The organism is Vibrio profundi, assembly GCF_005281835.1.
GTDB lineage: Bacteria > Pseudomonadota > Gammaproteobacteria > Enterobacterales > Vibrionaceae > Vibrio > Vibrio profundi.
The window spans coordinates 61,141-82,260 of the sequence record NZ_RZIS01000006.1 but is presented as its reverse complement, the minus strand read 5'-3'; the positions used below and the strand labels follow the sequence as shown (position 1 = coordinate 82,260).

Genomic DNA, 21,120 nt, shown 5'->3' with positions numbered 1-21,120 from the left:
ATTTATCTGCAAGCGATTCTGTAACTAAAATCACAAAAAATGCAGATATGTGTAAGTATCCTACAATTTTGTACTGGTTAATTGCAATGAAAGTTACGTCGTGTAGACCAATTTTTTCGCCTTTGCATGAATAAAGTGCGTCACAAATGCGCAACATTAGGCAAATAGTACCTATTTTTTGAATGTTTATTGATATTTGATAGGTTGCTCGCAAATCACTTTGAGTATTGTGTCTGGCTTAATTTTGCAAGGATGTAATTTATTTTCAAAAATGGAGTGAGATTCATTCTTATCCACTAGGTTGACCCTGATTATGCAGTTACATGAGTTGGTAAATACAATTGGCCAAGATTTACAGCGCCGTTACGGCGAGAAAGTACACAAGCTGACGTTGCATGGTGGTTTCAGTTGTCCAAATCGAGATGGCACAATAGGCAGAGGTGGTTGTACTTTTTGCAACGTGGCGTCGTTTGCTGACGAACAAACCCAAGTGAAAAGCATTGTGGAGCAACTGACCGATCGTGCGGGGGAAATTACGCGCGCGAAGAAATACTTAGCGTACTTTCAAGCGTACACGAGTACTTACGCAGAAGTTCAAGTGCTTAAAAATATGTATGAAGAAGCATTGAAAGCGGCAGATATCGTAGGGTTATGTGTCGGAACTAGGCCTGATTGTGTTCCTGATGCGGTGTTAGAATTACTTTCTGATTATGTGCAGCAAGGCTACGAAATTTGGCTGGAGCTTGGCTTACAGACAGCCAACAATCAAACACTTAAGCGAATTAATCGTGGTCACGACTTTGCTATATATGAATCCATTACCCGAAGGGCTAGAGCCTTGGGAATCAAAGTATGTACGCATTTAATTGTCGGGCTTCCAAAAGAAACAAAAGCCGATAATCTGAATACGTTAGAGCAAGTTTTAAACGTGGGTACCGATGGTATTAAGCTTCACGGTTTGCATATTGTTGAAGGAAGTACCATGGCGAAAGCGTGGAAAGCAGGGCGATTAGATGTGCCTAGCCTTGAAGAGTATGTTGATATTGCCACTGAAATGATTCAAGCCACTCCTGAGCACATCGTCTACCACCGAGTCTCTTCTGCAGCTCGTCGCCCAACTTTATTAGCGCCACTTTGGTGCGAAAATCGTTGGTTAGCGATGACCGAAATTGGTCGCTCGTTGAATCGTAGTGGGGCACAAGGCTGCCTAGCTGGGAGTACTTTCGAATACATCAAACCTGTATTATCAGCAGATAAAATGACCATAGAATGATATATTTATTAATGGTGATTGATGATAATAAAAAGAGGGTAAATGGAGCAGGTTTTAGATTGGCTGTGGAACTCAACGGATGGCTACGGTTTCGATATCGTTGTTGTGGTTTTATGCGTTCTTATTTGCGGCTTAGTTTACTCTTGGTATCAATCTCATTTAAAACATTTGTTGTTAGACTCCCCTGCTGCGGTATGCCTGATTGATGCCCGTAACGGTGAACTATTAAAAGCTAACCGACAGGCAATGCAACTATTAGGTATTCGCAAGGTTGGGAGCGCTTTTCGCTATCCTAAAAATACCGTTTCTGATTCTATTCTTGCCTTTTTAGACCGCCAGCCTAAACCTTCTTTTTCAAACAAAAACTATGTATGGGAGTTATCGACCTTTGATGTATTGAGGCTGAGCCTTACTGGTCGAAAAGTGTTTTTTCATGGTCGCCGAACTTGGTTGTTGTACGCCAGTGCCGCGCAAGTGACAGACAATGATCACAATGCAGAAATGAAAGTATTAGGCGTAGCAAAAACCGCTTTGGATTCTTTGTCCGAGCTTATTTATGTCAAAGACAATGAAGGTCAATTGATCGCAACGAACCGGGCCTTTAAAAAGTTTTGGCAAGACCGTCATGATGAGGGACTTGTCGATATTACGGGCAGCTTGATGAAAGGAAGAGTCAGCCAACGTTCGTGGACGACAGACCATGAAGGGCGTAGCTGTTTACTTGAGACCTATCAAAACGTGCTTCTTTCTGAGCAAGGTGAAAACCTCGGCTTACTATCGATCAGCCACGATGTGACCGATTGGCATGACATGCAGCAGCAACTGCGCAATGAAATGGAAAGACGTAAAGATACCGAAGTGGCTTTGGCGCAGCGCGACACCATTTTACAGAACATTCTTGAAGCAAGCCCGGATTCCATTGGTATCTTCAATGAGAACATGGTGTATCAGGCATGTAATAAGCCATTTGTCAGCGCTTTGGGTATCGGTGACGTTAACGATTTGATTGGCAAGCGCTTACAAGATGTTGTGCCAGATGAAATGTACGCAAGGCTTTCTGATACCGATAGCCAAGTTCTGCACCAGAATAAGTCTCTGCGTTATCTTGATAAAACGGTGTCGAGTGATGGCAGCCTGACTTGGTACGATGTCGTGAAATCTCCATTTAGAGATCCTGCTTCTGGCACCAACGGCGTACTTATCATGGCCCGTGATGTATCAGAGCGTTACCTCGCAGAACAAAAGCTTGAAGAAGCTAACTTGGAACTTGAACGCTTAAGCTTTATGGATAGTTTGACTCAAGTGTCGAACCGTCGTCGTTTCGATGAACAGCTATCGATTTTATGGCACCACCATGTTCGAGAAACCTTACCTATTACCGTTATGCTGTGTGATATCGATTTCTTTAAAGGCTATAACGATTTCTATGGTCATCAACGGGGCGATGAGGCTTTAGTCCAAGTATCACAAGCTTTCTTGAAAGTATTGAATCGTTCCTCGGATTGCGTCGCTCGTTACGGTGGTGAGGAGTTCGCATTCTTGCTACCTAATACTACGGGAACTGGCGCAGAGCTGGTGGCTAAGCGAATCCACCAAGAAATTGCTGACCTGAAACTAGAACATGAAAAGTCGACTGTGTCTGAATTTGTCACCGTTAGTCTTGGCATCATTTCCTATACGCCATCACCGGGTGATTCTATGGACTCAGCGGTAGCGTTAGCTGATAGTGCTCTTTATCAAGCGAAAGCAAACGGGCGAAATCAAACATGCCTTCATCCTTCTTCTTTAATTTAGTTAGATACTCCACAGATTAAGCTATATCAACGCTTCCATGTGAGTGAGACGCTTACCTGACTTAGTTAAACAGGTTAGAATATCGCTAGTCTTATCGCATGGAGCGCTAAATGAAACCCATGAAAAATCTCGCCCAGTACTATGTAGATTTACTAGTTAAACTGGGGATTGTCCGCTTTTCGATTCTTCTTGCCTTAGCTTTGGTTGCATTGGCTGTTGTCGTGCAAGTCGGCATTACTCTCGCATTAAAAGGTAACGTTGACGATATCGATATTGTCCGTTCTGTCTTCTTTGGTTTAGTCATTACGCCTTGGGCTGTGTATTTCTTATCCGTAGTCGTGGACCAACTTGAAGAGTCTCGTCAGCGTTTATCAAAACTCGTTTCTAAGTTAGGTGACATGCGCTCTCGTGACCAAGAGCTGAATAGTCAGCTTCAGCTTAATATTGAAAAGCTTAATCAAGAGATTGAAGAGCGTGAAAAGGCGGAAGAAGCGCGCCAAGAAGCAATGAAAGATCTTGAAAATGAAGTATTTCAGCGTGAGCGAACTCAATTAGAACTCGCAGAGAGAACCGCGCTGTTACGTTCATTTATCGATGCTTCCCCAGATCTGATTTATTACCGAAATGAAGAGGGCATTTTCTCGGGTTGTAACCGAGCGATGGAAGAACTGACTGGTAAGAAAGAAAGCCAGTTGGTCGGTCTAACTCCGTGGGAAGTTTACAGCAAGGAAGTGGCGCAGCAAATTGTCGATACCGACCAAAAAGTATTTGCAGACAACCAAGCGCTGACCTACGAACAGTGGCTAGAGTACCCAGATGGTCGAAAGAATTACTTCGAACTGCGTAAAGTACCTTTCTACAGTAAAGATGGCCGCCACCTTGGATTAGTCGGTTTCGGGCGTGATATTACGGAACGTAAACGACATGAAGAATCGTTAGAAAAAGCCAGCCGCGATAAAACCACATTTATCTCAACGATCAGCCATGAACTAAAAACGCCGTTGAACGGTATTATTGGTTTGAGTCGTATGTTGCTAGATAGCCAGTTAACGCAAGAGCAGCGTAAACATATGCAGACGATCAAAGTCAGTGCTGTGACGCTAGGTAATATTTTTAACGATATTATCGATATGGATAAGTTTGATCGAAACAAACTAGAACTTTTCCCGACCCCGCTTAACTTTGAAGATTTTGTCGCTGAGATGGAGAGCATTTCAGCGTTGATGGCAGAGCAAAAAGGGCTTCGTTTCGATTTAGAGAGGCTGTCTGAGTTACCAGGAATCATAGAAGCCGACGGTACTCGCTTAAGACAAGTACTGTGGAACCTTATCAGTAATGCGATGAAGTTTACCAAAGACGGTGGCGTGGTGATGACAGTCAGTGCAGATGTTGAAGATGGTTTTGCGAACATCACCATGGAAGTGGAAGACACTGGTATCGGCATCCCTGAAAGCGAAGTTGAGAAGATTTTTGCAATGTATTACCAAGTGAAGTCTGGAAAAGACAACTTGCATGCTGTTGGCACAGGGATTGGCTTAGCGGTATCTAAACAGCTTATAAATATGATGGATGGTGATATCTACGTAAGTAGTGAAGAAGGCTTCGGCAGCACCTTTACGGTTTCGATTCGCGTGCCTGTCACTCAAGATACTCAAGTGCTTAAAAAAGTGATTCGCAAGCAACCTAAACTGAAAATCTTTATGGTGGAAGATATTGAGCTGAATGTCACAGTAGCGCGTTCGTTGCTCGAAAGTTTAGGACATGAAGTGACGGTAGCGATGACAGGTCAAGATGCTCAAATTGAGTTTGTCCCAGAACAATATGATCTAGTGCTATTGGATATTCAGCTGCCTGATATGACTGGGTTTGATGTCGCACATTATTATCGAGATAAGTACCCAGAATTACCGCCGCTTGTCGCGCTCACGGCCAATGTTCTGAGTAATAAGCAAGAGTACATTGAAAACGGTATGGATGAAGCGATCAGTAAGCCGCTCTCTGTGAAAGCGATTCAAGATGTGATTGCTGAGTTTATTGAATGTGAAGTGGAAAAAGCGCCAGTAGAAGTTGCCAAGCCGAAGCCAAGTATGTCCGTGGATACTTCTTTGCTCGATATGGACATGTTGGAATCGTACATTGATATTGTTGGTCCACAGCCAGTGCTTGATAGCATCAAGATGTTTGAAGATATGATGCCGGATTACATGGCGATTCTAAATTCCAATATGGTGGCAAAAGATCAAGCGAGTATTGTTTCTGAAGCTCATAAAATCAAAGGTGCAGCAGGGTCGATAGGTTTGAAACGCATTCAGCAAGTCGCTCAAAAAGCTCAATCTCCTGATTTACCTGCATGGTGGGAAAATGTGGCAGATTGGGTTGATGAAATTAATAATGAATATCAAAATGATATCGATGTTCTAAAAAGTTGGTTAAACCAAAGGTAACAGAATGAAAAAAATTGCATTAGTGGGTTTACTGGCGTTAGCTGGCTGTACTACAACAGCGGTAAGCTGGCAGCAAGATAATCAAATCGAGGTTGCACAATCGACGGTGACCTTAAAAAGTAATCTGTGGCTAAACAAGATGCCAACGATTGGTGAAGAGCAAGATAAAAATTTACATGGTGCTTTGTACTTAGAAGCTAACAATGATCTTCCTGCTGATTTAGCAGTAAAAAGTGTGTCGATTAAGCAAGGTGATAACACGTGGATGATTGATGGAGACGCTTTAGAGTTGCGTACTCACAATGAAACTCAGTGGGAAGTGGCTTTTGTATGGCAGCTGGCCATCGACAATACAAAAACGGTGGACGTGGCATTAGAGCTAGAACATGGCGGTAACGCGCAATGGCTGGTGGAATCTGCCGTGAACATTGACTCTGTATATTAGAGCGGTTTACCCAGTAACAAGTATAAAAAAGGGTGATGTGTCGAACACATCACCCTTTTTTAATTTTGAGGTGTTTTAAAAGATTACTCTTCTAAGTCACCGCAGAAACGGTAGCCTTCACCGTGAATTGTCGCGATGATTTCCGGAGTACCTGACACTGATTCAAAGTGCTTACGGATACGACGGATAGTTACGTCTACTGTACGATCGTGTGGCTTAAGCTCACGGCCTGTCATCTTTTTCAGAAGGTCAGCACGAGTCTGAATCTTGCCTGGGTTTTCACAGAAGTGAAGTAATGCACGGAACTCAGAACGAGGCAGTTTGTAACCTTCGCCATCAGGACTAACCAGTGAACGGCTGTTGATATCTAAAATCCAACCATTGAATTCGTATTTCTCAACGCTACGTTTTTCTTCCGTTACAGCACTTGTGCTCATAGAACGGTTAAGAAGGTTACGTGCACGAATAGTCAGTTCACGTGGGTTAAATGGTTTAGTGATGTAATCATCAGCACCAATTTCTAGGCCAAGGATCTTATCAACTTCATTATCACGGCCAGTTAAGAACATTAGCGCTACATTTGCTTGCTCACGTAATTCACGAGCTAACAATAGGCCATTCTTACCAGGAAGGTTGATATCCATAATCACCAAGTTCACTTGGTTGTCAGATAGCACTTGGTGCATCTCTTCACCATCGCTGGCCTCAAAAACAGCATATCCCTCTGCTTCAAAAATACTCTTAAGAGTGTTACGAGTTACTTGCTCATCTTCTACGATAAGAATCTGCGGGGTTTGCATTTGGCGGTACCTAAATTTGTGACGAAACTGTGCTAATAGAATAAATTCTAGGCAAAAACATAACATACAGGTAATGTAATTTTGATAATAACCCAAAGTTTTCCAAAAAAACACTTACTTCAGCTATCCGCCATCCTTGAAGCTCTGCCTGAAAACGTAATTCCGAGTACGCCCTTTTGTCATTCTGTTAGTAATTGCTGAGAATTCTATAATGTTAACAGCTTGCTAACAATGCGAGAATGTTAATTCCATTCACTTTGTTGATTTATATCAATTGCTGAAATGTAACAAACTCTAATAGTATAAATACCAATATAACAGGAGCTCATTTGATTATAGACTCGAATCTTTGGCATGCTTATGCATCATCATACTTTCAATTTTCTGAGCTACCTTGTGATGACCGTTTCATAATAATTACAGCTTGGAACCCAAGAAGTGCCATACTGTCTATAGAAGAGAATAGACGAAATAATCAACAGCTTCAGAAAGGCTTATCGAAACACAGTTATACGTAAGGTGCGGTAGGTGATGAGCTGCTTGAATGGATTGAAGAAAGCTACGCAGTAGTAATGGAAGTAGAGCACGCCATTCGACTTGCTCAAAAATATCATCAAAATGCCATTTACTATGTGTCAGAAAAACAATTGTTTTTGCAGTCGTGTATTGGCGATAAGCAACACGAGTGCCTAGGAGATTTTCATTCTCGGCAAATTGCATGTCGAGAGTAACAATAAGATTTCATAACTATACGAGAGAGCAGTAAGAACTTAGCCAGAAGTTGATTTCCGGCAGCTCTTATCTCATGGAGGAAATATGCAAGACATTACACCGGATTTGTGTGACCAGTTTGAAGATCAGGTTACTCTGTTAAACATGCCTTTACAGAATTTTGGGCAGAAAGGAGCGTTCTGGGGAAAAATTGTGACGGTACGTTGTTATCACGATAACTCCAAGGTGCGTGAGATGTTGGAAACAGACGGTAAAGGGAAAGTTCTTGTTGTCGATGGGCATGGATCTTGTCAAAGAGCATTGCTTGGTGATCAATTAGCAATTCTTGCGATTGAAAATGGTTGGGAAGGCGTCATTGTGAACGGTGCGATTCGTGATGTTGGAATGATGTCTCAAATGGATCTAGGTGTTCAAGCACTCGGTGCTTGCCCATTTAAGACGGAGAAACGTGGTGCAGGGGATGTGAATGTGACTTTGACGATTCACAATCAGTTGGTACAACCGGGAGATTACGTTTACGCAGATTGGAATGGTGTGCTTTTGTCTGAGCATCAACTCATTAACTAGAACCTAAACCCTAGCCCAACTTCTATACCTTGTTGCCACTCTTCGTAATCGAGAGTGGCATGTATATCTAGGTTTTCGGATAACTTCATACGACTAGACACTTCTGCCCCAACCCCTGATTCCTTTTCGTCATTCACTTCATTCACATAGGTATGAAATGTACTATTGAGTGAAATCTTGTCAGAGATTTGGTAGCTCACACCACTCAGAAAGCCGTTCTCGTTACCTAGCGTTGAGTTGTTTACTCTCGCGCCTACATACAAATCGATACTCTTAAATACATTGTATGAGTAGCCGCCATCTATTTTCCAAATATCGAAGTTTTCACTTGAAGGTGATTGACTAGACAGAAAGAATTTATGGACGGGTTCATTCGATTGAGAAGGTAGTTCAGGTAAGGACGTTGCGTGAGATATTGCGGGCACGACCAAGGACAAAAGAAATAGCAGTTTTCTCATTACCCACTCCTTGGTCTTAATTATTATTTATTATGCGATAGCGTGATCAATTAAAGCATATAAATATGCGTATTGCTGCAATATCTATATAGCAATTAGTTATTAGCGATTGTGCAAGCGTGTTCATATTTGGTAACTGCTTGAACTAAGTGGAAGTTTATTGTTTGTACAAAATGATTAAAAAGTAGAAGTTTTTTCATTGAAATGACGCTTTTCGACTAAAAACAGCCTGAATGTAAAAAAAAATCAACTTTTCATTGACGTGGGCTACCAAAAATTGATACACGTAGAGTTAAGCAAACGCAGAGAATTAAACGAAGATTAATATGCAGAACACTCGCCACCTAGTAATGACCACAACCATTATTATTACCGACATTACAATTGTTGGGGCAGGCTGCTAAGTAACGGATTTAAAAGAAAAGGCCTGTATCCCACAAGATACAGGCCTTTTTTTGTACCAATTTTTTATGATTTATGGAGGAAGGGATGCGAGTTCTTAAATTTGGAGGCTCATCGTTAGCCGATGCAGATCGCTTTTTACGAGCAGCGGATATCATTGCTAATAATGCCCAGCAAGAAGAAGTAGCTGTTGTATTATCAGCGCCGGGTAAAACCACAAATAAACTGGTTGCTGTCATTGATGGCGCGTTAAAAAATGGTGAAGCTGAGCTACAAATCAGTGAACTTGAATCGTCATTTAAAGAGTTATTTGAAGGTATTAAAGCAGTATTGCCAAACTTAGAGGGTGCTGCTTTTGACAACCAAGTAAAAACGTCACTTTCTCAACTTCGCCAATTTGTACATGGCATCAATTTATTAGGCATGTGCCCTAATAATGTGAACGCTCGTATTATCAGCAAAGGTGAGCGCGTTTCTATCCAGTTAATGAAAGCGGTATTAGAAGCGAAAGGGCAACCCGCTAGCTTGATCGATCCTATTCAATATTTATATGCTCAAGGTGATCACCTTGAAGCTATGGTCGACGTTGAGGTTTCTACGCAAAACTTCCGCCAATCTCCACTTCCTGTTGGCCACGTAAATATCATGCCTGGTTTTACTGCTGGTAATGACAAAGGTGAACTCGTCACTCTAGGCCGTAACGGTTCTGACTATTCTGCTGCTGTTCTAGCTGCATGTTTACGTGCAGACTGTTGTGAAATCTGGACAGACGTAGATGGTGTATATAACTGTGACCCTCGTTTAGTCGATGATGCTCGCTTACTGAAATCGTTAAGCTACCAAGAAGCGATGGAGCTGTCGTACTTCGGCGCTTCAGTGCTGCACCCTAAAACGATTGCACCGATTGCTCAGTTCCACATTCCTTGCCTAATCAAGAATAGCTTTAACCCTCAAGGCGCGGGCACGTTAATTGGCCAAGATACTGGCGAAGATAATTTAGCTATTAAAGGCATTACGACACTCAGCGATTTGACCATGGTGAACGTGTCTGGTCCTGGTATGAAAGGCATGGTTGGAATGGCAAGTCGCGTATTTGGCGCTATGTCATCAGCCGGTGTTTCGATTGTACTCATCACTCAATCTTCTTCTGAATACAGTATCAGTTTCTGTATTGAATCAGCGGATAAAGCTCAAGCTCAGCAAGTGCTTTCTGACACATTTGAACTAGAGCTTAAAGATGGTCTATTAGAGCCCGTTGAGTTTATGGACGACGTTGCTATCGTCACTTTGGTTGGTGATGGTATGCGCACTTCTCGCGGCGTTGCATCTCAGTTTTTTGCTTCATTAGCGGAAGTTAACGTAAATATTGTGGCGATTGCACAAGGCTCGTCAGAGCGTGCGATTTCTGCGGTGATCCCTGAAGATAAAATTTCAGAAGCGATCAAAGCGTGTCATGAGAACCTATTTAACTCTAAGCACTTCCTTGATGTGTTTGTGGTTGGTGTTGGTGGTGTTGGTGGTGAGCTGGTTGATCAAATTAAGCGTCAGCAAACTAAGCTAGCAGAAAAAGGCATTGTGATTCGAGTATGTGGTTTAGCAAACAGTAAGGGCTTACTGCTTGATAGCGAAGGTTTACCACTTGAGCAATGGCGTGATCGCATGTCCGATGCAAGCGAAGACTTTAGCTTGTCACGTCTTGTGGCTTTAGTACAGCGCAACCACATCATTAACCCGGTATTAGTTGACTGTACGTCTAGTGAGTCGATTGCGAACCAATACGCTGACTTCCTTGCGGCTGGGTTCCACGTGGTTACTCCAAACAAGAAAGCCAATACCGCAAGCATGGCTTACTACCATCAGCTTCGTGGAGTTGCACGTAATTCACGCCGTAAGCTGATGTACGAAACAACGGTAGGTGCGGGTCTTCCCGTTATCGAAAACCTACAGAACCTAATCTCTGCTGGTGATGAACTTGAGAAATTCAACGGCATTCTGTCGGGCTCTCTTTCTTACATCTTCGGTAAGCTAGATGAAGGCATGACACTAAGCCAAGCAACCAACATTGCTAAAGACAATGGCTTTACTGAGCCAGATCCTCGTGATGATCTATCTGGTATGGATGTGGCGCGTAAGCTACTTATCCTTGCTCGTGAAGCTGGCATGGCACTTGAACTTGAAGATGTTGAAGTTGACCAAGCTCTACCACCTGGCTTTGATGATTCAGGCAGCGTTGAAGAGTTTATGGCACGTCTACCTGAAGCGGATGCATACTTCCAAGAGCAATCTGCGATTGCTGCGGAAGAAGGTAAAGTACTGCGTTATGTGGGTGAAATCGCAGACGGTAAATGCAAGGTTCGCATTGCGGCTGTCGATGGCGACGATCCAATGTTTAAGATCAAAGATGGTGAGAATGCTCTGGCCTTCTACAGCCGTTACTACCAGCCGATTCCACTAGTATTGCGTGGTTACGGTGCGGGTACTGAAGTAACTGCCGCAGGTGTTTTCTCTGACGTGATGCGTACTCTAGGTTGGAAATTAGGGGTTTAATAATGAGTTCAAGTGATATGGATGTTGTCGTTTACGCTCCTGCTTCAATCGGAAATGTTAGCGTAGGTTTTGATGTATTAGGTGCTGCTGTGTCTCCAATTGATGGCACGCTATTGGGTGACCGAGTACTAGTAAAATCGGGCAGTGAAGCTTTTACATTAAAAACAGCAGGTAGCTTTGTGTCTAAGCTGCCTACCGAAGCAAAAGAAAACATTGTTTATGATTGCTGGGTAGTATTCGCTCGCGAGTTGGCGAAAAAAGGCGGCGAGCTAAAGCCGCTTGAAATGACACTCGAGAAAAACATGCCAATCGGCTCTGGGTTAGGTTCAAGTGCTTGCTCGATTGTTGCGGCGCTAGACGCGTTAAACCGCTTCCATGGTCAGCCATTAAATGAAATGGAACTGCTTGCCTTAATGGGCGAGATGGAAGGGCAGATTTCTGGTGGTATCCACTATGATAATGTGGCGCCATGTTACCTAGGTGGCTTACAGCTAATGCTGGAAGAATTAGGCATCATTAGCCAAGAAGTGCCTTGTTTTGATGATTGGTACTGGGTGATGGCTTACCCTGGGATTAAAGTTTCAACGGCTGAAGCTCGAGAGATTTTACCTTCCCAGTATCGCCGCCAAGATGTGATTGCTCATGGGCGCCATCTAGCAGGCTTCATCCACGCGTGCCACTCGGGCCAGCCTGAGCTAGCGGCTAAGATGATCAAAGACGTGATCGCAGAACCATATCGTGAGAAACTGCTTCCAGGGTTTGCAGATGCGCGTAAATACGCTGCTTCTGCCGGGGCTTTGGCTACTGGTATTTCTGGTAGTGGTCCAACTCTGTTTAGCATTTGCAAAGAACAAGATGTCGCTGAGCGTGTTGCACGCTGGTTAGAACAAAATTACGTACAAAATGAAGAAGGATTCGTTCACGTTTGTCGTTTAGACAAGCAAGGATCGATCGTTACAGGAAGTGAGCTATGAAGCTGTACAACATCAAAGAAAATGACGAACAAGTATCTTTTGGCCAAGCCGTGCGCCAAGGGTTAGGCCGTAACCAAGGTTTATTTTTCCCATCAGAATTGCCTAAGTTTGACGATATCGATGCACTACTTGCAGAAGACTTCGTTACGCGCAGTGGTAAAATTCTTTCGGCTTTAATTGGCGATGAACTTCCAGCTGAGCAAGTAAATCAATTGGTTGATGCTGCATTTCAATTTCCAGCACCAATCAACAAAGTAAAAGATGGCGTTTATGCACTAGAGCTATTCCACGGCCCAACGCTAGCCTTTAAAGATTTCGGTGGCCGCTTTATGGCTCAATCTTTAGCTGCGGTTTCTGATGGCGGTAAGATCACTATCCTTACAGCAACGTCTGGTGATACTGGTGCTGCCGTCGCTCATGCTTTTTACGGCATGGAAGACATCAACGTAGTGATCCTTTACCCGAATGGCAAGATCAGTCCTCTTCAAGAGAAGTTGTTCTGTACTCTAGGTAAGAATATTCATACGGTCGCAATTGATGGCGATTTCGATGCCTGTCAGGCATTAGTGAAGCAGGCTTTTGACGACGCAGCATTGCGTGAAGAGATTGGTCTCAACTCTGCAAACTCAATCAACATCAGTCGTTTAATGGCTCAGATCTGTTATTACTTTGAAGCGGCTTCTCAGCTAAGCAAAGAACAGCGTGAGAACCTAGTGATTTCAGTGCCAAGTGGTAACTTCGGTAACTTAACCGCTGGTCTGCTAGCAAAAGCACTGGGCCTACCAATTAAACGCTTTATTGCTGCGACCAATGAAAATGATACGGTGCCACGTTACCTAGAAACGGGTAAGTGGGATCCGAAACCAACCGTTGCAACGACTTCAAATGCGATGGACGTAAGTCAGCCAAACAACTGGCCACGTATTGAAGAACTTTGCCAACTGAAAGGGTGGGGGTTAGATACGCTAGGTAAGGGTAAAGTATCTGATGAACAGAGCGCTGAATCAGTACGCGACCTAAAAGCACAAGGTTACCTATGTGAGCCACATGGTGCGATCGCTTACCGTCTATTAGACGAGCAACTGCAAGATGGTGAAACTGGCTTATTCTTATGTACGGCTCACCCTGCGAAGTTTAAAGAAGTGGTTGATGACATTCTTGGTTCAGACATCGATCTTCCAGGCCCGTTAGCGAAGCACGCAGCGATGGATTTATTGTCTGAGAATCTTGCTAACGACTTTGATGCTTTAAAAGAAGTACTACGTCGCGTTCAAAAATAGACTCACTTTAGAAGTAACAGCGAAAGGTGAATGACTTGTCATTCACCTTTTTTATTGAAAAGAATCGGAGGTGGTTATGAAGTTCTTAATATTTTTAGGTTCAGTAAGAGAAAGTACTCCGCCTCGCCCTGCAAGATTGGGAATGCGAGTCAGTAAAGCGTGCCAACGATTACTACGTAGTGCTTATCGTGAACATGATGTCGAGATCATCGATCCACTAGATTATGACTTTGGTGATGTTTTCAAACCGGAATTTTCATATCGCCGCTCTGCTGTGCCGACAGACTTAAAGGCGTTGGCTGAGAAAATTAAGCAGGCCGATGGCTATTTAATGGTGAGTCCAGAATATAATCACTCAATGAGTCCAGCGCTAGCACACATGCTCAACCACTTCGGTAGTTCTCTGTTTTCTTATAAACCAAGTGCAATTGTTACCTATTCCGCTGGTCAATGGGGCGGAGCGAGAGCGGCAGTATCGATGCGTACGTTTTTGTCTGAGCTGGGCTGCTTACCGGTATCCGCGATGATTCATTTGCCACATGCACATGAAGTGTTTGATGAAGATGGTGTGGTTATCGATGCTGGACAGCAAGGTAAATGGGATGATTATTTAAATCGAACCGTGGCGCAGCTAATGTGGTGGGCGGAAGGAGCGAAGACGCAACGCGCGTTTATTGAACCTACCTCTATTGCAGAGGTGTTTAATAAAAGCCCTTCTCAAAGAAATGCTCCATAGATAGAGCTACTGTATTTTAGTTCGTCGTGAAAACAAAAAAGCTTGGTTATCTCTAACCAAGCTTTTAAATAATTAGCGTATCACTAAGCTATTATAGAGACTCAGTGAACGTACGCGCGATTACGTCACGTTGCTGTTCTGTCGTTAGTGAGTTAAAACGTACAGCGTAGCCAGATACACGAATGGTTAGTTGCGGGTATTTCTCTGGGTTTGCTACCGCATCTTCAAGAGTTTCACGCTTAAGCACGTTTACGTTAAGGTGCTGGCCACCTTCAATGCGAGGCGCTGTTTCGATTGCCACTTCACGGCTTTCGTACTCACCTAGATCGCTTGCGGTGATTACTTGGTCTGCTTCAAAGCCAGCGGTTGCCACTACGCAACGAGCTTCATTTTTCTCGCTATCTAGTAACCAGATTGAGTTAAGTAGGTCGTCGTTTGCAGCTTTTGTAATTTGAATACCTTGGATCATCACTATCTCCTAGTCCACTGACGTGGGTTGATTATGGTGTTAACTTTCGAATTTGGTTGAGCTGGTTTATATATACCGAATTGAAGTTTGAATGATATTGATTTAAGTCAAAAAACAACCAAAAACCATATTTTTAAAGTGGCTTTTTTATTGAGTTAAATCAATAAAACCTTTGAAAACAATATGGTTACAATTTATTTGAAACTATAAAATTATTTTAACAGTTTAATTTGTTGTAAAATTACTACAAATTATGATTTTTTATTGAACTAGAGCGTATTCCAATACTCAATTTGATACGTATTCTGAAAGTACGAAGTGATTTAATGACGAACAATATTTCTTCCCAAGAACGTAAATTCATCGGCGCTCATGTCTCGGCTGCAGGCGGTGTTGACCAAGCGCCAATGCGCGCTCGTGAAATAGGAGCGAATGCCTTTGCTTTATTTACGAAAAATCAAAGGCAATGGGCTGCTAAACCGCTTGAAGCTAAGACAATCAGTGCCTTTAAAGCAAATTGTAAAATGCTTGGTTTTACTGCCGAGCATATTCTTCCGCATGATTCTTACTTGATCAATTTAGGAGCCCCAGAAGAGGAAAAACTAGAGAAGTCTCGCGCGGCATTCATTGATGAAATGGAGCGTTGTAACTTACTAGGGCTGACATTGCTGAATTTTCATCCTGGGAGTCATTTAAAGAAAATCTCAGAAGCGGATTGCTTGGCTCGCATCGCAGAGTCCATCAACCTTGCTCATCAAGCGGTACCGAATGTGATCGCAGTGATTGAGAATACGTCAGGTCAGGGCACCAATTTAGGATGGAAGTTCGAACATTTAGCGGAAATTATTGAGCAAGTCGAAGATAAAGAGCGGGTTGGCGTTTGCCTCGATACCTGCCACACGTTTACCGCAGGTTACGATTTACGTACTAAAGAAGCGTGTGAAACAACATTTGCCGAGTTCGACAGAATTGTCGGTATGCACTATCTAAGAGCAATGCACATTAATGATTCTAAAGCAGAATTTGCAAGCAGAGTAGATAGGCATCACGCACTTGGAGAGGGAGAGATAGGTTGGGATTGTTTCGAATATATAGCCTCAGATTCAAGGTTTGATGGTATCCCGTTGATTTTAGAGACAATAAAGCCTGAACTATGGAAACAAGAGATCCAGCAGTTAAGAAAATTTCACCAAGAATCAATGACTAGCACAGCGTAATGTCATTGTTGGCATCTTTCTTTCATTAGTTTTGTTGAATATGTAAACCACTAACAATGAACAGGAGGGTGCCTTATGTATTCTGTCTTAATTTCTAGTGCGCCAGTCGCGCGTGTTTCTATTCCTAGTCGGTTACCTGCACCGAATCGTCATATTCATAGTCATGGACATCACCGTACTCCGCAAAAAAGTGGATAATTCATTCTCTCCCTGAAAAAGTGCCGCTAGCGGTATACACTAGCGGCAAACATTTTTAGGGGGCCTTATGCATTGCATCGAAACTTGGGATGAATTCATTCATCAAGAACAACAGAAAGCGTATTTTCAGCAGACGCTTCAATTTGTCGAGAAAGAGCGTGAAAGTGGGAAGTCGGTCTACCCCGAAAATGAGCATGTATTTAGTGCCTTTTCGATGACGCCGTTCAAGCAGGTTAAAGTGGTTGTGCTTGGGCAAGATCCTTATCATGGCCCTGATCAAGCGCATGGCTTGGCGTTTTCTGTACTACCTGGCGTGAAAGTCCCACCTTCTTTACGCAATATGTACAAAGAACTTGAGCAAGATATAGAAGGCTTTGAGATCCCAGCTCATGGCTACTTAAAAGAGTGGGCTGAGCAAGGTGTACTATTGTTGAATACGGTTTTGACTGTTGAGCAAGGCAAAGCACACTCGCACGCTAAGTGTGGTTGGGAGCTATTTACCGATGCCGTCATTGAACAGTTAAACAGTAGAGAGGAGCCAATAGTCTTTTTACTGTGGGGGGCGCATGCACAGAAAAAAGGGAACAACATCGATAAGAGCAAACATATTGTGCTTGAGTCGCCACACCCATCTCCACTGTCAGCAAGGCGTGGATTTTTCGGTTGCCAGCACTTTTCCAAAACCAATCAGCACCTTAAACAGCTAGGACATTCTCCAATTCAGTGGAATCTGCCATTAAGTATATCTAGTTGATTGTTTTTCGACCAAGATCAATCCTTGATTAGCCATGCACCTATACACTTATAAAAAGTAGGTGAAATGGAGGTCGATTTTATGATGATTGAAAGGATCAGGCGAGAGCATGGCTATATGGTTCGTTTGTTGGCGATCTTAAAACAGAAGTTAGCTCAGCTTAATAGTGAACAAAGCATCAACTATAGCTTAGTCAAGGAAGTGGTCAGTTATTTGACCAACCACTCTGAGACGGTACATCACCCAAAAGAGGACATTATTTATCATCATTACTTGAAGAAGTATGGTGACCTCAAATCTATTGATAACTTAGAGCTGGAGCATCAAACGCTAGCGGAGCATACGGCTCAGTTCTTAGCGGTTGTTGAAATGATTTTGCAAGATGCTGTGGTGCCGCAAGAAGTCTTCATCGAGAAGCTAGAGCGTTTTATCCAATTGCAAAAACAACACTTGGAATTAGAGGAACGCTTCGTTTTACCTTTGATTATCGAGTCGTTCACGATTGAAGATTGGCAAGAGGTGGAATCGCAATGGATGCAACCAGAAGACGATCCTGTGTTTGGCGAAACCATTGCTGATCAATATAAGCAGTTGGCGCAACGAGTACGTGAAAACGAGCGGGAGTGCGTTTAATCGGGTTGTCGCGGCTTAGCTATCTGAAATAAAAAGGCACTTTAAACAGTGCCTTTTATCGTTGTGAGAGGAGGGACGTTAGAGTTTTATATCCTCGATACCAAAATCTACGCCTAGGTCCATATCCATGAGCTCCTTCTGTAAGCGGCGACGGTCATTGATCTCTTCAATTTCACGCCATTTACGTTTAACCGGCTTTGAGCGACTTCTCTGTGCTCTTGGTGTATCTAGCTCTGCGATTTCATCGAATTGAAAGCCTTCCATAAGCTACCTCTTTCCATGTTTGCGGTTCCTTTCGAACCATTTAGTACCATATTTGGCTTAACGATAACTTTGATTTGTTTCTCATTTGTTTCATTCCCATGAAGGTTTTGTGTGTATTTTCTACTAAAGATCACGTTATTTGGCATGTGGTGTGGTTAATTATTGTGCAAACGAACAAAGGGAAACGATTAAATTGTAGGGGCGAGAATGTTAATTCTAGCGACATATAAAATAGCATTTTGGTTACAATGTAATCATACTCATAATCGATGGGAATGACGGAAGAAAGAATCAACTCGGGGAAATGCTATCAAGTTCATCATACCTTACCCGCTCTAGGTTTAAGCTGTTTTTATAGGACGATATTCAGATAAAATAAATCAACAAAGTGTTGTTGTTGAATTGTCTGGTTTATGTGTCTTTTCATAGAGGGTGTTGTTACTTTTTATGTTAATAGATGGTGATTTAATAGTGAAAAGTTGCAATTGTAAGAAGTAGTTTGCATATTGATTTTTGCTTGAACTCGCTGCATTATCCGCCCGTCAAAAAATACACTGATACGTAAAATGGACGCATGAGGCGACGATTTACAATCTAAATTGCACAAATAACACGATATAACGAATGCCGACACAACATTGACACTGGCATTGGCAATTTAGAGGAGGGCTTGGACGCAGGATCAGTGCTTACACTCAATACGAGGTTCACGTGACAGATTTAATTAATTTAATGAATGATCTTCTTTGGGGATCAATCTTAGTTTACTTACTGGTTGGTGTGGGTATTTACTTCACCGTACGACTAGGCTTCATTCAATTCCGCCATTTTGGCCACATGTTCTCAGTTTTAAAGAACAGCCGTAAAGCAGACAACGCTGGTATCTCTTCTTTCCAAGCTCTTTGTACTAGTCTTGCTGCTCGTGTAGGTACAGGTAACATGGCCGGTGTGGCAGTTGCACTGACTGCTGGTGGCCCTGGTGCTATCTTCTGGATGTGGCTAATCGCTATGTTAGGTATGGCAACATCTTTCGCAGAAAGTACGTTAGCACAGCTATACAAAACGCGTGATAACGACGGTAACTACCGTGGTGGCCCTGCATACTATATGGAGAAAGGCCTTGGTATGCGTTGGATGGGGGTTCTATTCTCTATCTTCCTTATCATTGCATTCGGCCTAGTATTTAACGCGGTTCAAGCAAATGCGATTGCAAGTGCAATGAACACAGCATTTGATTTTGAGCGCAGCTACGTTGGTGTGGCTATCGTTATTATCTCTGCATTCGTTATTTTTGGTGGTATTCGTAAGATCGCTCGTACAGCTGAACTTATCGTTCCTGTTATGGCACTTGCTTACCTTGCGATTGCTATCTTCGTAATGTTCATGAACATCGAGAAAGTGCCAGATGTATTAGCGCTTATCTTCAAGAGCGCATTCGGCCTACAAGAAGCTGCTGCGGGTGGCTTAGGCTACGCAATCGCTCAAGCGATGATCAATGGTATTAAACGGGGTTTATTCTCGAACGAAGCTGGTATGGGTTCTGCGCCAAACGCAGCGGCATCAGCAACACCTTATCCGCCGCACCCAGCGTCGCAAGGTTATGTTCAAATGCTAGGTGTATTCGTTGATACTATCGTTATCTGTTCTGCAACGGTTGCTATCATCCTGATGTCTGGCGAGTACGTAGGCCAAGCAACAGAAGTAACGGGTATCGAACTGACTCAACGTGCACTAACTGCACAAGTTGGTGACTGGGGTGGTATCTTTGTTGCGGTAGCGATTTTCTTCTTCGCTTTCACTTCTATCATTGCAAACTACTCGTACGCTGAAACGAACTTAATCTTCCTAGAGCACAACAACAAGAAAGGCCTAGTGCTATTCCGTATCGTTGTTCTTGGTATGGTGATGTTTGGTTCTCTAGCGACGCTACCAACGGTATGGGCATTGGCTGACGTATCAATGGGCCTAATGGCGATTGTTAACTTGGTAGCGATTATCTTGCTATCTGGTATCGTGATTAAACTAGCAAAAGACTACAACCGCCAATTAGATGCGGGCAAAGTACCAACGTTCGATGCGAACGACTTCCCTGAGCTTAAGTCTCAGCTAGAAGATGGTATTTGGGATAACACTAAGAAATAATCTTATGCTCGGATGAAGAGCGTATTCCAAAACGATGAGAGGCCAAGGTGTATACCTTGGCCTTTTTGTTTATTGGGTGTTTGAGTTATACCAAGGTCGCCTATTGAAGTAATAGGAAGAGTCATAAAGACAAATTGGTGTTTTTTCTATACTCTAGCATCATCATTAATACTCACTTATCTAACCTAATAGGGTAAAAGTTATGTTAGTTGTCGTTTCTCCAGCAAAAACATTAGATTACGAATCTCCTTTAGCGACAGAGCGCTTTAGTCAGCCTGAGTTTGTTGAACATTCAGCTGAACTTATTGAAGTGTGCCGTAAGCTAACCCCAGCGGATGTTTCGGCATTAATGAAAGTGAGCGATAAAATCGCAGGGTTGAATGTGGCGCGTTTTGAGCAGTGGAGCGAAACCTTCACTCAAGAGAATGCTCGCCAAGCGATACTAGCTTTTAAAGGTGACGTATACACAGGGCTAGATGCAGAGTCTCTGACAGAAGAAGATTTCGATTACGCACAAAGCCATTTGCGTATGCTTTCAGGCCTTTATGGTTTATTGAAGCCTTTGGATTTGATGCAGCCGTACCGCCTAGAAATGGGGACCCGTTTAGCGAATGAGCGTGGCACAAACTTATACCAATTCTGGGGCAACTTAATCACAGATAAGTTGAATGAAGCGTTGAATGCTCAAGGTGATAATGTTCTGATTAATTTGGCGTCTAATGAGTACTTTAAAGCGGTGAAGCCAAAGAACTTAGATGGGCAAGTGATTACGCCAGTATTCAAAGATTGTAAGAACGGTCAGTACAAGGTGATTAGCTTCTACGCTAAGAAAGCTCGCGGCATGATGGCTCGTTACATCATTGAAAACAAGATTGATTCGATTGAAGCCTTAACCAAGTTTGATACCGCGGGTTACTACTTTGTTGAAGAAGAGTCGAATGCGAAAGAATTAGTCTTCAAACGAGAAGAACAAGCTTAAGTACTGACGTAT

19 protein-coding genes, 1 pseudogene and 1 other annotated feature are annotated in these 21,120 nt (G+C 42.9%); of the genes and pseudogenes, 16 read left to right on the top strand and 4 right to left on the bottom strand.

Annotated elements, in window-relative coordinates:
* The first annotated feature begins 313 nt into the window (after positions 1-313).
* From mnmL to ELZ11_RS15490, 4 genes are all read left to right on the top strand, one after another.
* Complete coding sequence (gene mnmL, locus ELZ11_RS15505) at positions 314-1,273, top strand: tRNA modification radical SAM protein MnmL/YtqA (protein WP_137358333.1); 960 nt, start codon at positions 314-316, stop codon at positions 1,271-1,273.
* Positions 1,274-1,315: 42 nt separating this feature from the next.
* Complete coding sequence (locus ELZ11_RS15500; RefSeq protein WP_137358332.1) at positions 1,316-3,067, top strand: sensor domain-containing diguanylate cyclase; 1,752 nt, start codon at positions 1,316-1,318, stop codon at positions 3,065-3,067.
* A 110-nt stretch (positions 3,068-3,177) separates the two neighbouring features.
* Complete coding sequence (arcB, locus tag ELZ11_RS15495; protein ID WP_137358331.1) at positions 3,178-5,511, top strand: aerobic respiration two-component sensor histidine kinase ArcB; 2,334 nt, start codon at positions 3,178-3,180, stop codon at positions 5,509-5,511.
* A 4-nt stretch (positions 5,512-5,515) separates the two neighbouring features.
* Positions 5,516-5,956, top strand: coding sequence for a hypothetical protein (locus ELZ11_RS15490; RefSeq protein ID WP_137358330.1), 441 nt, complete (start codon positions 5,516-5,518; stop codon positions 5,954-5,956).
* Between the two features lie 83 nt (positions 5,957-6,039).
* On the opposite strand, the gene arcA is transcribed toward ELZ11_RS15490, so the two are convergent.
* Positions 6,040-6,756 carry a two-component system response regulator ArcA gene (gene arcA, locus ELZ11_RS15485; RefSeq protein WP_137358329.1) on the bottom strand — a complete coding sequence of 239 codons (717 nt, stop codon included), beginning with the start codon at positions 6,754-6,756 and terminating at the stop codon, positions 6,040-6,042.
* A 329-nt stretch (positions 6,757-7,085) separates the two neighbouring features.
* Between arcA and ELZ11_RS23955 the strand changes: the two are divergent.
* Together ELZ11_RS23955 and ELZ11_RS15470 are read left to right on the top strand one after the other, a co-directional pair.
* Positions 7,086-7,487, top strand: a pseudogene (locus ELZ11_RS23955) (DUF3293 domain-containing protein).
* Positions 7,488-7,572: 85 nt separating this feature from the next.
* Positions 7,573-8,055 carry a putative 4-hydroxy-4-methyl-2-oxoglutarate aldolase gene (locus tag ELZ11_RS15470; protein ID WP_137358328.1) on the top strand — a complete coding sequence of 161 codons (483 nt, stop codon included), beginning with the start codon at positions 7,573-7,575 and terminating at the stop codon, positions 8,053-8,055.
* Here the strand turns inward: ELZ11_RS15470 and ELZ11_RS15465 are convergent.
* Positions 8,052-8,513, bottom strand: a complete 462-nt coding sequence (locus ELZ11_RS15465) for a ribonuclease regulator (protein ID WP_137358327.1) — start codon at positions 8,511-8,513, stop codon at positions 8,052-8,054. The two genes, ELZ11_RS15470 and ELZ11_RS15465, sit on opposite strands and share 4 nt — an antisense overlap.
* 339 nt (positions 8,514-8,852) lie before the next feature.
* Positions 8,853-8,971: a sequence feature (Thr leader region), on the top strand.
* A gap of 31 nt (positions 8,972-9,002) precedes the next feature.
* Here ELZ11_RS15465 and thrA point away from each other — a divergent pair.
* The 4 genes from thrA (at position 9,003) to ELZ11_RS15445 (ending at position 14,452) form a co-directional block, all read left to right on the top strand.
* Positions 9,003-11,462 carry a bifunctional aspartate kinase/homoserine dehydrogenase I gene (gene thrA, locus ELZ11_RS15460; protein ID WP_137358326.1) on the top strand — a complete coding sequence of 820 codons (2,460 nt, stop codon included), beginning with the start codon at positions 9,003-9,005 and terminating at the stop codon, positions 11,460-11,462.
* Between the two features lie 17 nt (positions 11,463-11,479).
* Positions 11,480-12,436, top strand: coding sequence for a homoserine kinase (gene thrB, locus ELZ11_RS15455; RefSeq protein WP_137358473.1), 957 nt, complete (start codon positions 11,480-11,482; stop codon positions 12,434-12,436).
* Positions 12,433-13,716: a threonine synthase gene (gene thrC, locus ELZ11_RS15450; protein ID WP_137358325.1), complete on the top strand. Its 1,284-nt coding sequence runs from the start codon at positions 12,433-12,435 to the stop codon at positions 13,714-13,716. The genes thrB and thrC overlap by 4 nt, the downstream gene beginning before the upstream one ends.
* A gap of 76 nt (positions 13,717-13,792) precedes the next feature.
* Positions 13,793-14,452: an NADPH-dependent FMN reductase gene (locus ELZ11_RS15445; RefSeq protein ID WP_137358324.1), complete on the top strand. Its 660-nt coding sequence runs from the start codon at positions 13,793-13,795 to the stop codon at positions 14,450-14,452.
* Positions 14,453-14,543: 91 nt separating this feature from the next.
* Here ELZ11_RS15445 and grcA read toward each other — a convergent pair whose 3' ends face one another.
* Positions 14,544-14,921 carry an autonomous glycyl radical cofactor GrcA gene (gene grcA / locus ELZ11_RS15440; protein WP_137358323.1) on the bottom strand — a complete coding sequence of 126 codons (378 nt, stop codon included), beginning with the start codon at positions 14,919-14,921 and terminating at the stop codon, positions 14,544-14,546.
* A 326-nt stretch (positions 14,922-15,247) separates the two neighbouring features.
* On the opposite strand from grcA, the gene nfo reads away from it, so the two are divergent.
* The 4 genes from nfo (at position 15,248) to ELZ11_RS15425 (ending at position 17,723) form a co-directional block, all read left to right on the top strand.
* A complete protein-coding gene (nfo, locus tag ELZ11_RS15435; RefSeq protein WP_137358322.1) occupies positions 15,248-16,138 on the top strand; it encodes a deoxyribonuclease IV in 891 nt (296 codons plus the stop codon).
* A gap of 75 nt (positions 16,139-16,213) precedes the next feature.
* Positions 16,214-16,336, top strand: coding sequence for a hypothetical protein (locus ELZ11_RS24035; RefSeq protein ID WP_257619119.1), 123 nt, complete (start codon positions 16,214-16,216; stop codon positions 16,334-16,336).
* A gap of 67 nt (positions 16,337-16,403) precedes the next feature.
* A complete protein-coding gene (ung, locus tag ELZ11_RS15430; RefSeq protein WP_137358321.1) occupies positions 16,404-17,090 on the top strand; it encodes a uracil-DNA glycosylase in 687 nt (228 codons plus the stop codon).
* Between the two features lie 81 nt (positions 17,091-17,171).
* Positions 17,172-17,723, top strand: coding sequence for a hemerythrin domain-containing protein (locus ELZ11_RS15425; RefSeq protein ID WP_137358320.1), 552 nt, complete (start codon positions 17,172-17,174; stop codon positions 17,721-17,723).
* A gap of 78 nt (positions 17,724-17,801) precedes the next feature.
* On the opposite strand, the gene ELZ11_RS15420 is transcribed toward ELZ11_RS15425, so the two are convergent.
* Positions 17,802-17,987 carry a DUF3545 family protein gene (locus ELZ11_RS15420; protein ID WP_137358319.1) on the bottom strand — a complete coding sequence of 62 codons (186 nt, stop codon included), beginning with the start codon at positions 17,985-17,987 and terminating at the stop codon, positions 17,802-17,804.
* Positions 17,988-18,698: 711 nt separating this feature from the next.
* On the opposite strand from ELZ11_RS15420, the gene ELZ11_RS15410 reads away from it, so the two are divergent.
* Together ELZ11_RS15410 and yaaA are read left to right on the top strand one after the other, a co-directional pair.
* The gene (locus ELZ11_RS15410; RefSeq protein WP_137358317.1) at positions 18,699-20,129 is read left to right on the top strand and encodes an alanine/glycine:cation symporter family protein; all 1,431 of its coding nucleotides are present in this window, start codon (positions 18,699-18,701) and stop codon (positions 20,127-20,129) included.
* A gap of 202 nt (positions 20,130-20,331) precedes the next feature.
* Positions 20,332-21,108, top strand: coding sequence for a peroxide stress protein YaaA (gene yaaA, locus ELZ11_RS15405; RefSeq protein ID WP_137358316.1), 777 nt, complete (start codon positions 20,332-20,334; stop codon positions 21,106-21,108).
* The last annotated feature ends 12 nt before the right edge of the window (positions 21,109-21,120 follow it).

Coding starts and splice junctions, on each gene's coding strand:
- thrB (WP_137358473.1), top strand. CDS start 11,480: ATGGATGTTGTCGTTTACGCTCCTGCTTCAATCGGAAATGTTAGCGTA.
- arcA (WP_137358329.1), bottom strand. CDS start 6,756: ATGCAAACCCCGCAGATTCTTATCGTAGAAGATGAGCAAGTAACTCGT.
- ELZ11_RS15465 (WP_137358327.1), bottom strand. CDS start 8,513: ATGAGAAAACTGCTATTTCTTTTGTCCTTGGTCGTGCCCGCAATATCT.
- grcA (WP_137358323.1), bottom strand. CDS start 14,921: ATGATCCAAGGTATTCAAATTACAAAAGCTGCAAACGACGACCTACTT.
- ELZ11_RS15445 (WP_137358324.1), top strand. CDS start 13,793: ATGAAGTTCTTAATATTTTTAGGTTCAGTAAGAGAAAGTACTCCGCCT.
- nfo (WP_137358322.1), top strand. CDS start 15,248: ATGACGAACAATATTTCTTCCCAAGAACGTAAATTCATCGGCGCTCAT.
- ung (WP_137358321.1), top strand. CDS start 16,404: ATGCATTGCATCGAAACTTGGGATGAATTCATTCATCAAGAACAACAG.
- ELZ11_RS15420 (WP_137358319.1), bottom strand. CDS start 17,987: ATGGAAGGCTTTCAATTCGATGAAATCGCAGAGCTAGATACACCAAGA.
- ELZ11_RS15425 (WP_137358320.1), top strand. CDS start 17,172: ATGATGATTGAAAGGATCAGGCGAGAGCATGGCTATATGGTTCGTTTG.
- mnmL (WP_137358333.1), top strand. CDS start 314: ATGCAGTTACATGAGTTGGTAAATACAATTGGCCAAGATTTACAGCGC.
- thrA (WP_137358326.1), top strand. CDS start 9,003: ATGCGAGTTCTTAAATTTGGAGGCTCATCGTTAGCCGATGCAGATCGC.
- arcB (WP_137358331.1), top strand. CDS start 3,178: ATGAAACCCATGAAAAATCTCGCCCAGTACTATGTAGATTTACTAGTT.
- yaaA (WP_137358316.1), top strand. CDS start 20,332: ATGTTAGTTGTCGTTTCTCCAGCAAAAACATTAGATTACGAATCTCCT.
- ELZ11_RS15490 (WP_137358330.1), top strand. CDS start 5,516: ATGAAAAAAATTGCATTAGTGGGTTTACTGGCGTTAGCTGGCTGTACT.
- ELZ11_RS24035 (WP_257619119.1), top strand. CDS start 16,214: ATGTATTCTGTCTTAATTTCTAGTGCGCCAGTCGCGCGTGTTTCTATT.
- ELZ11_RS15470 (WP_137358328.1), top strand. CDS start 7,573: ATGCAAGACATTACACCGGATTTGTGTGACCAGTTTGAAGATCAGGTT.
- ELZ11_RS15500 (WP_137358332.1), top strand. CDS start 1,316: ATGGAGCAGGTTTTAGATTGGCTGTGGAACTCAACGGATGGCTACGGT.
- thrC (WP_137358325.1), top strand. CDS start 12,433: ATGAAGCTGTACAACATCAAAGAAAATGACGAACAAGTATCTTTTGGC.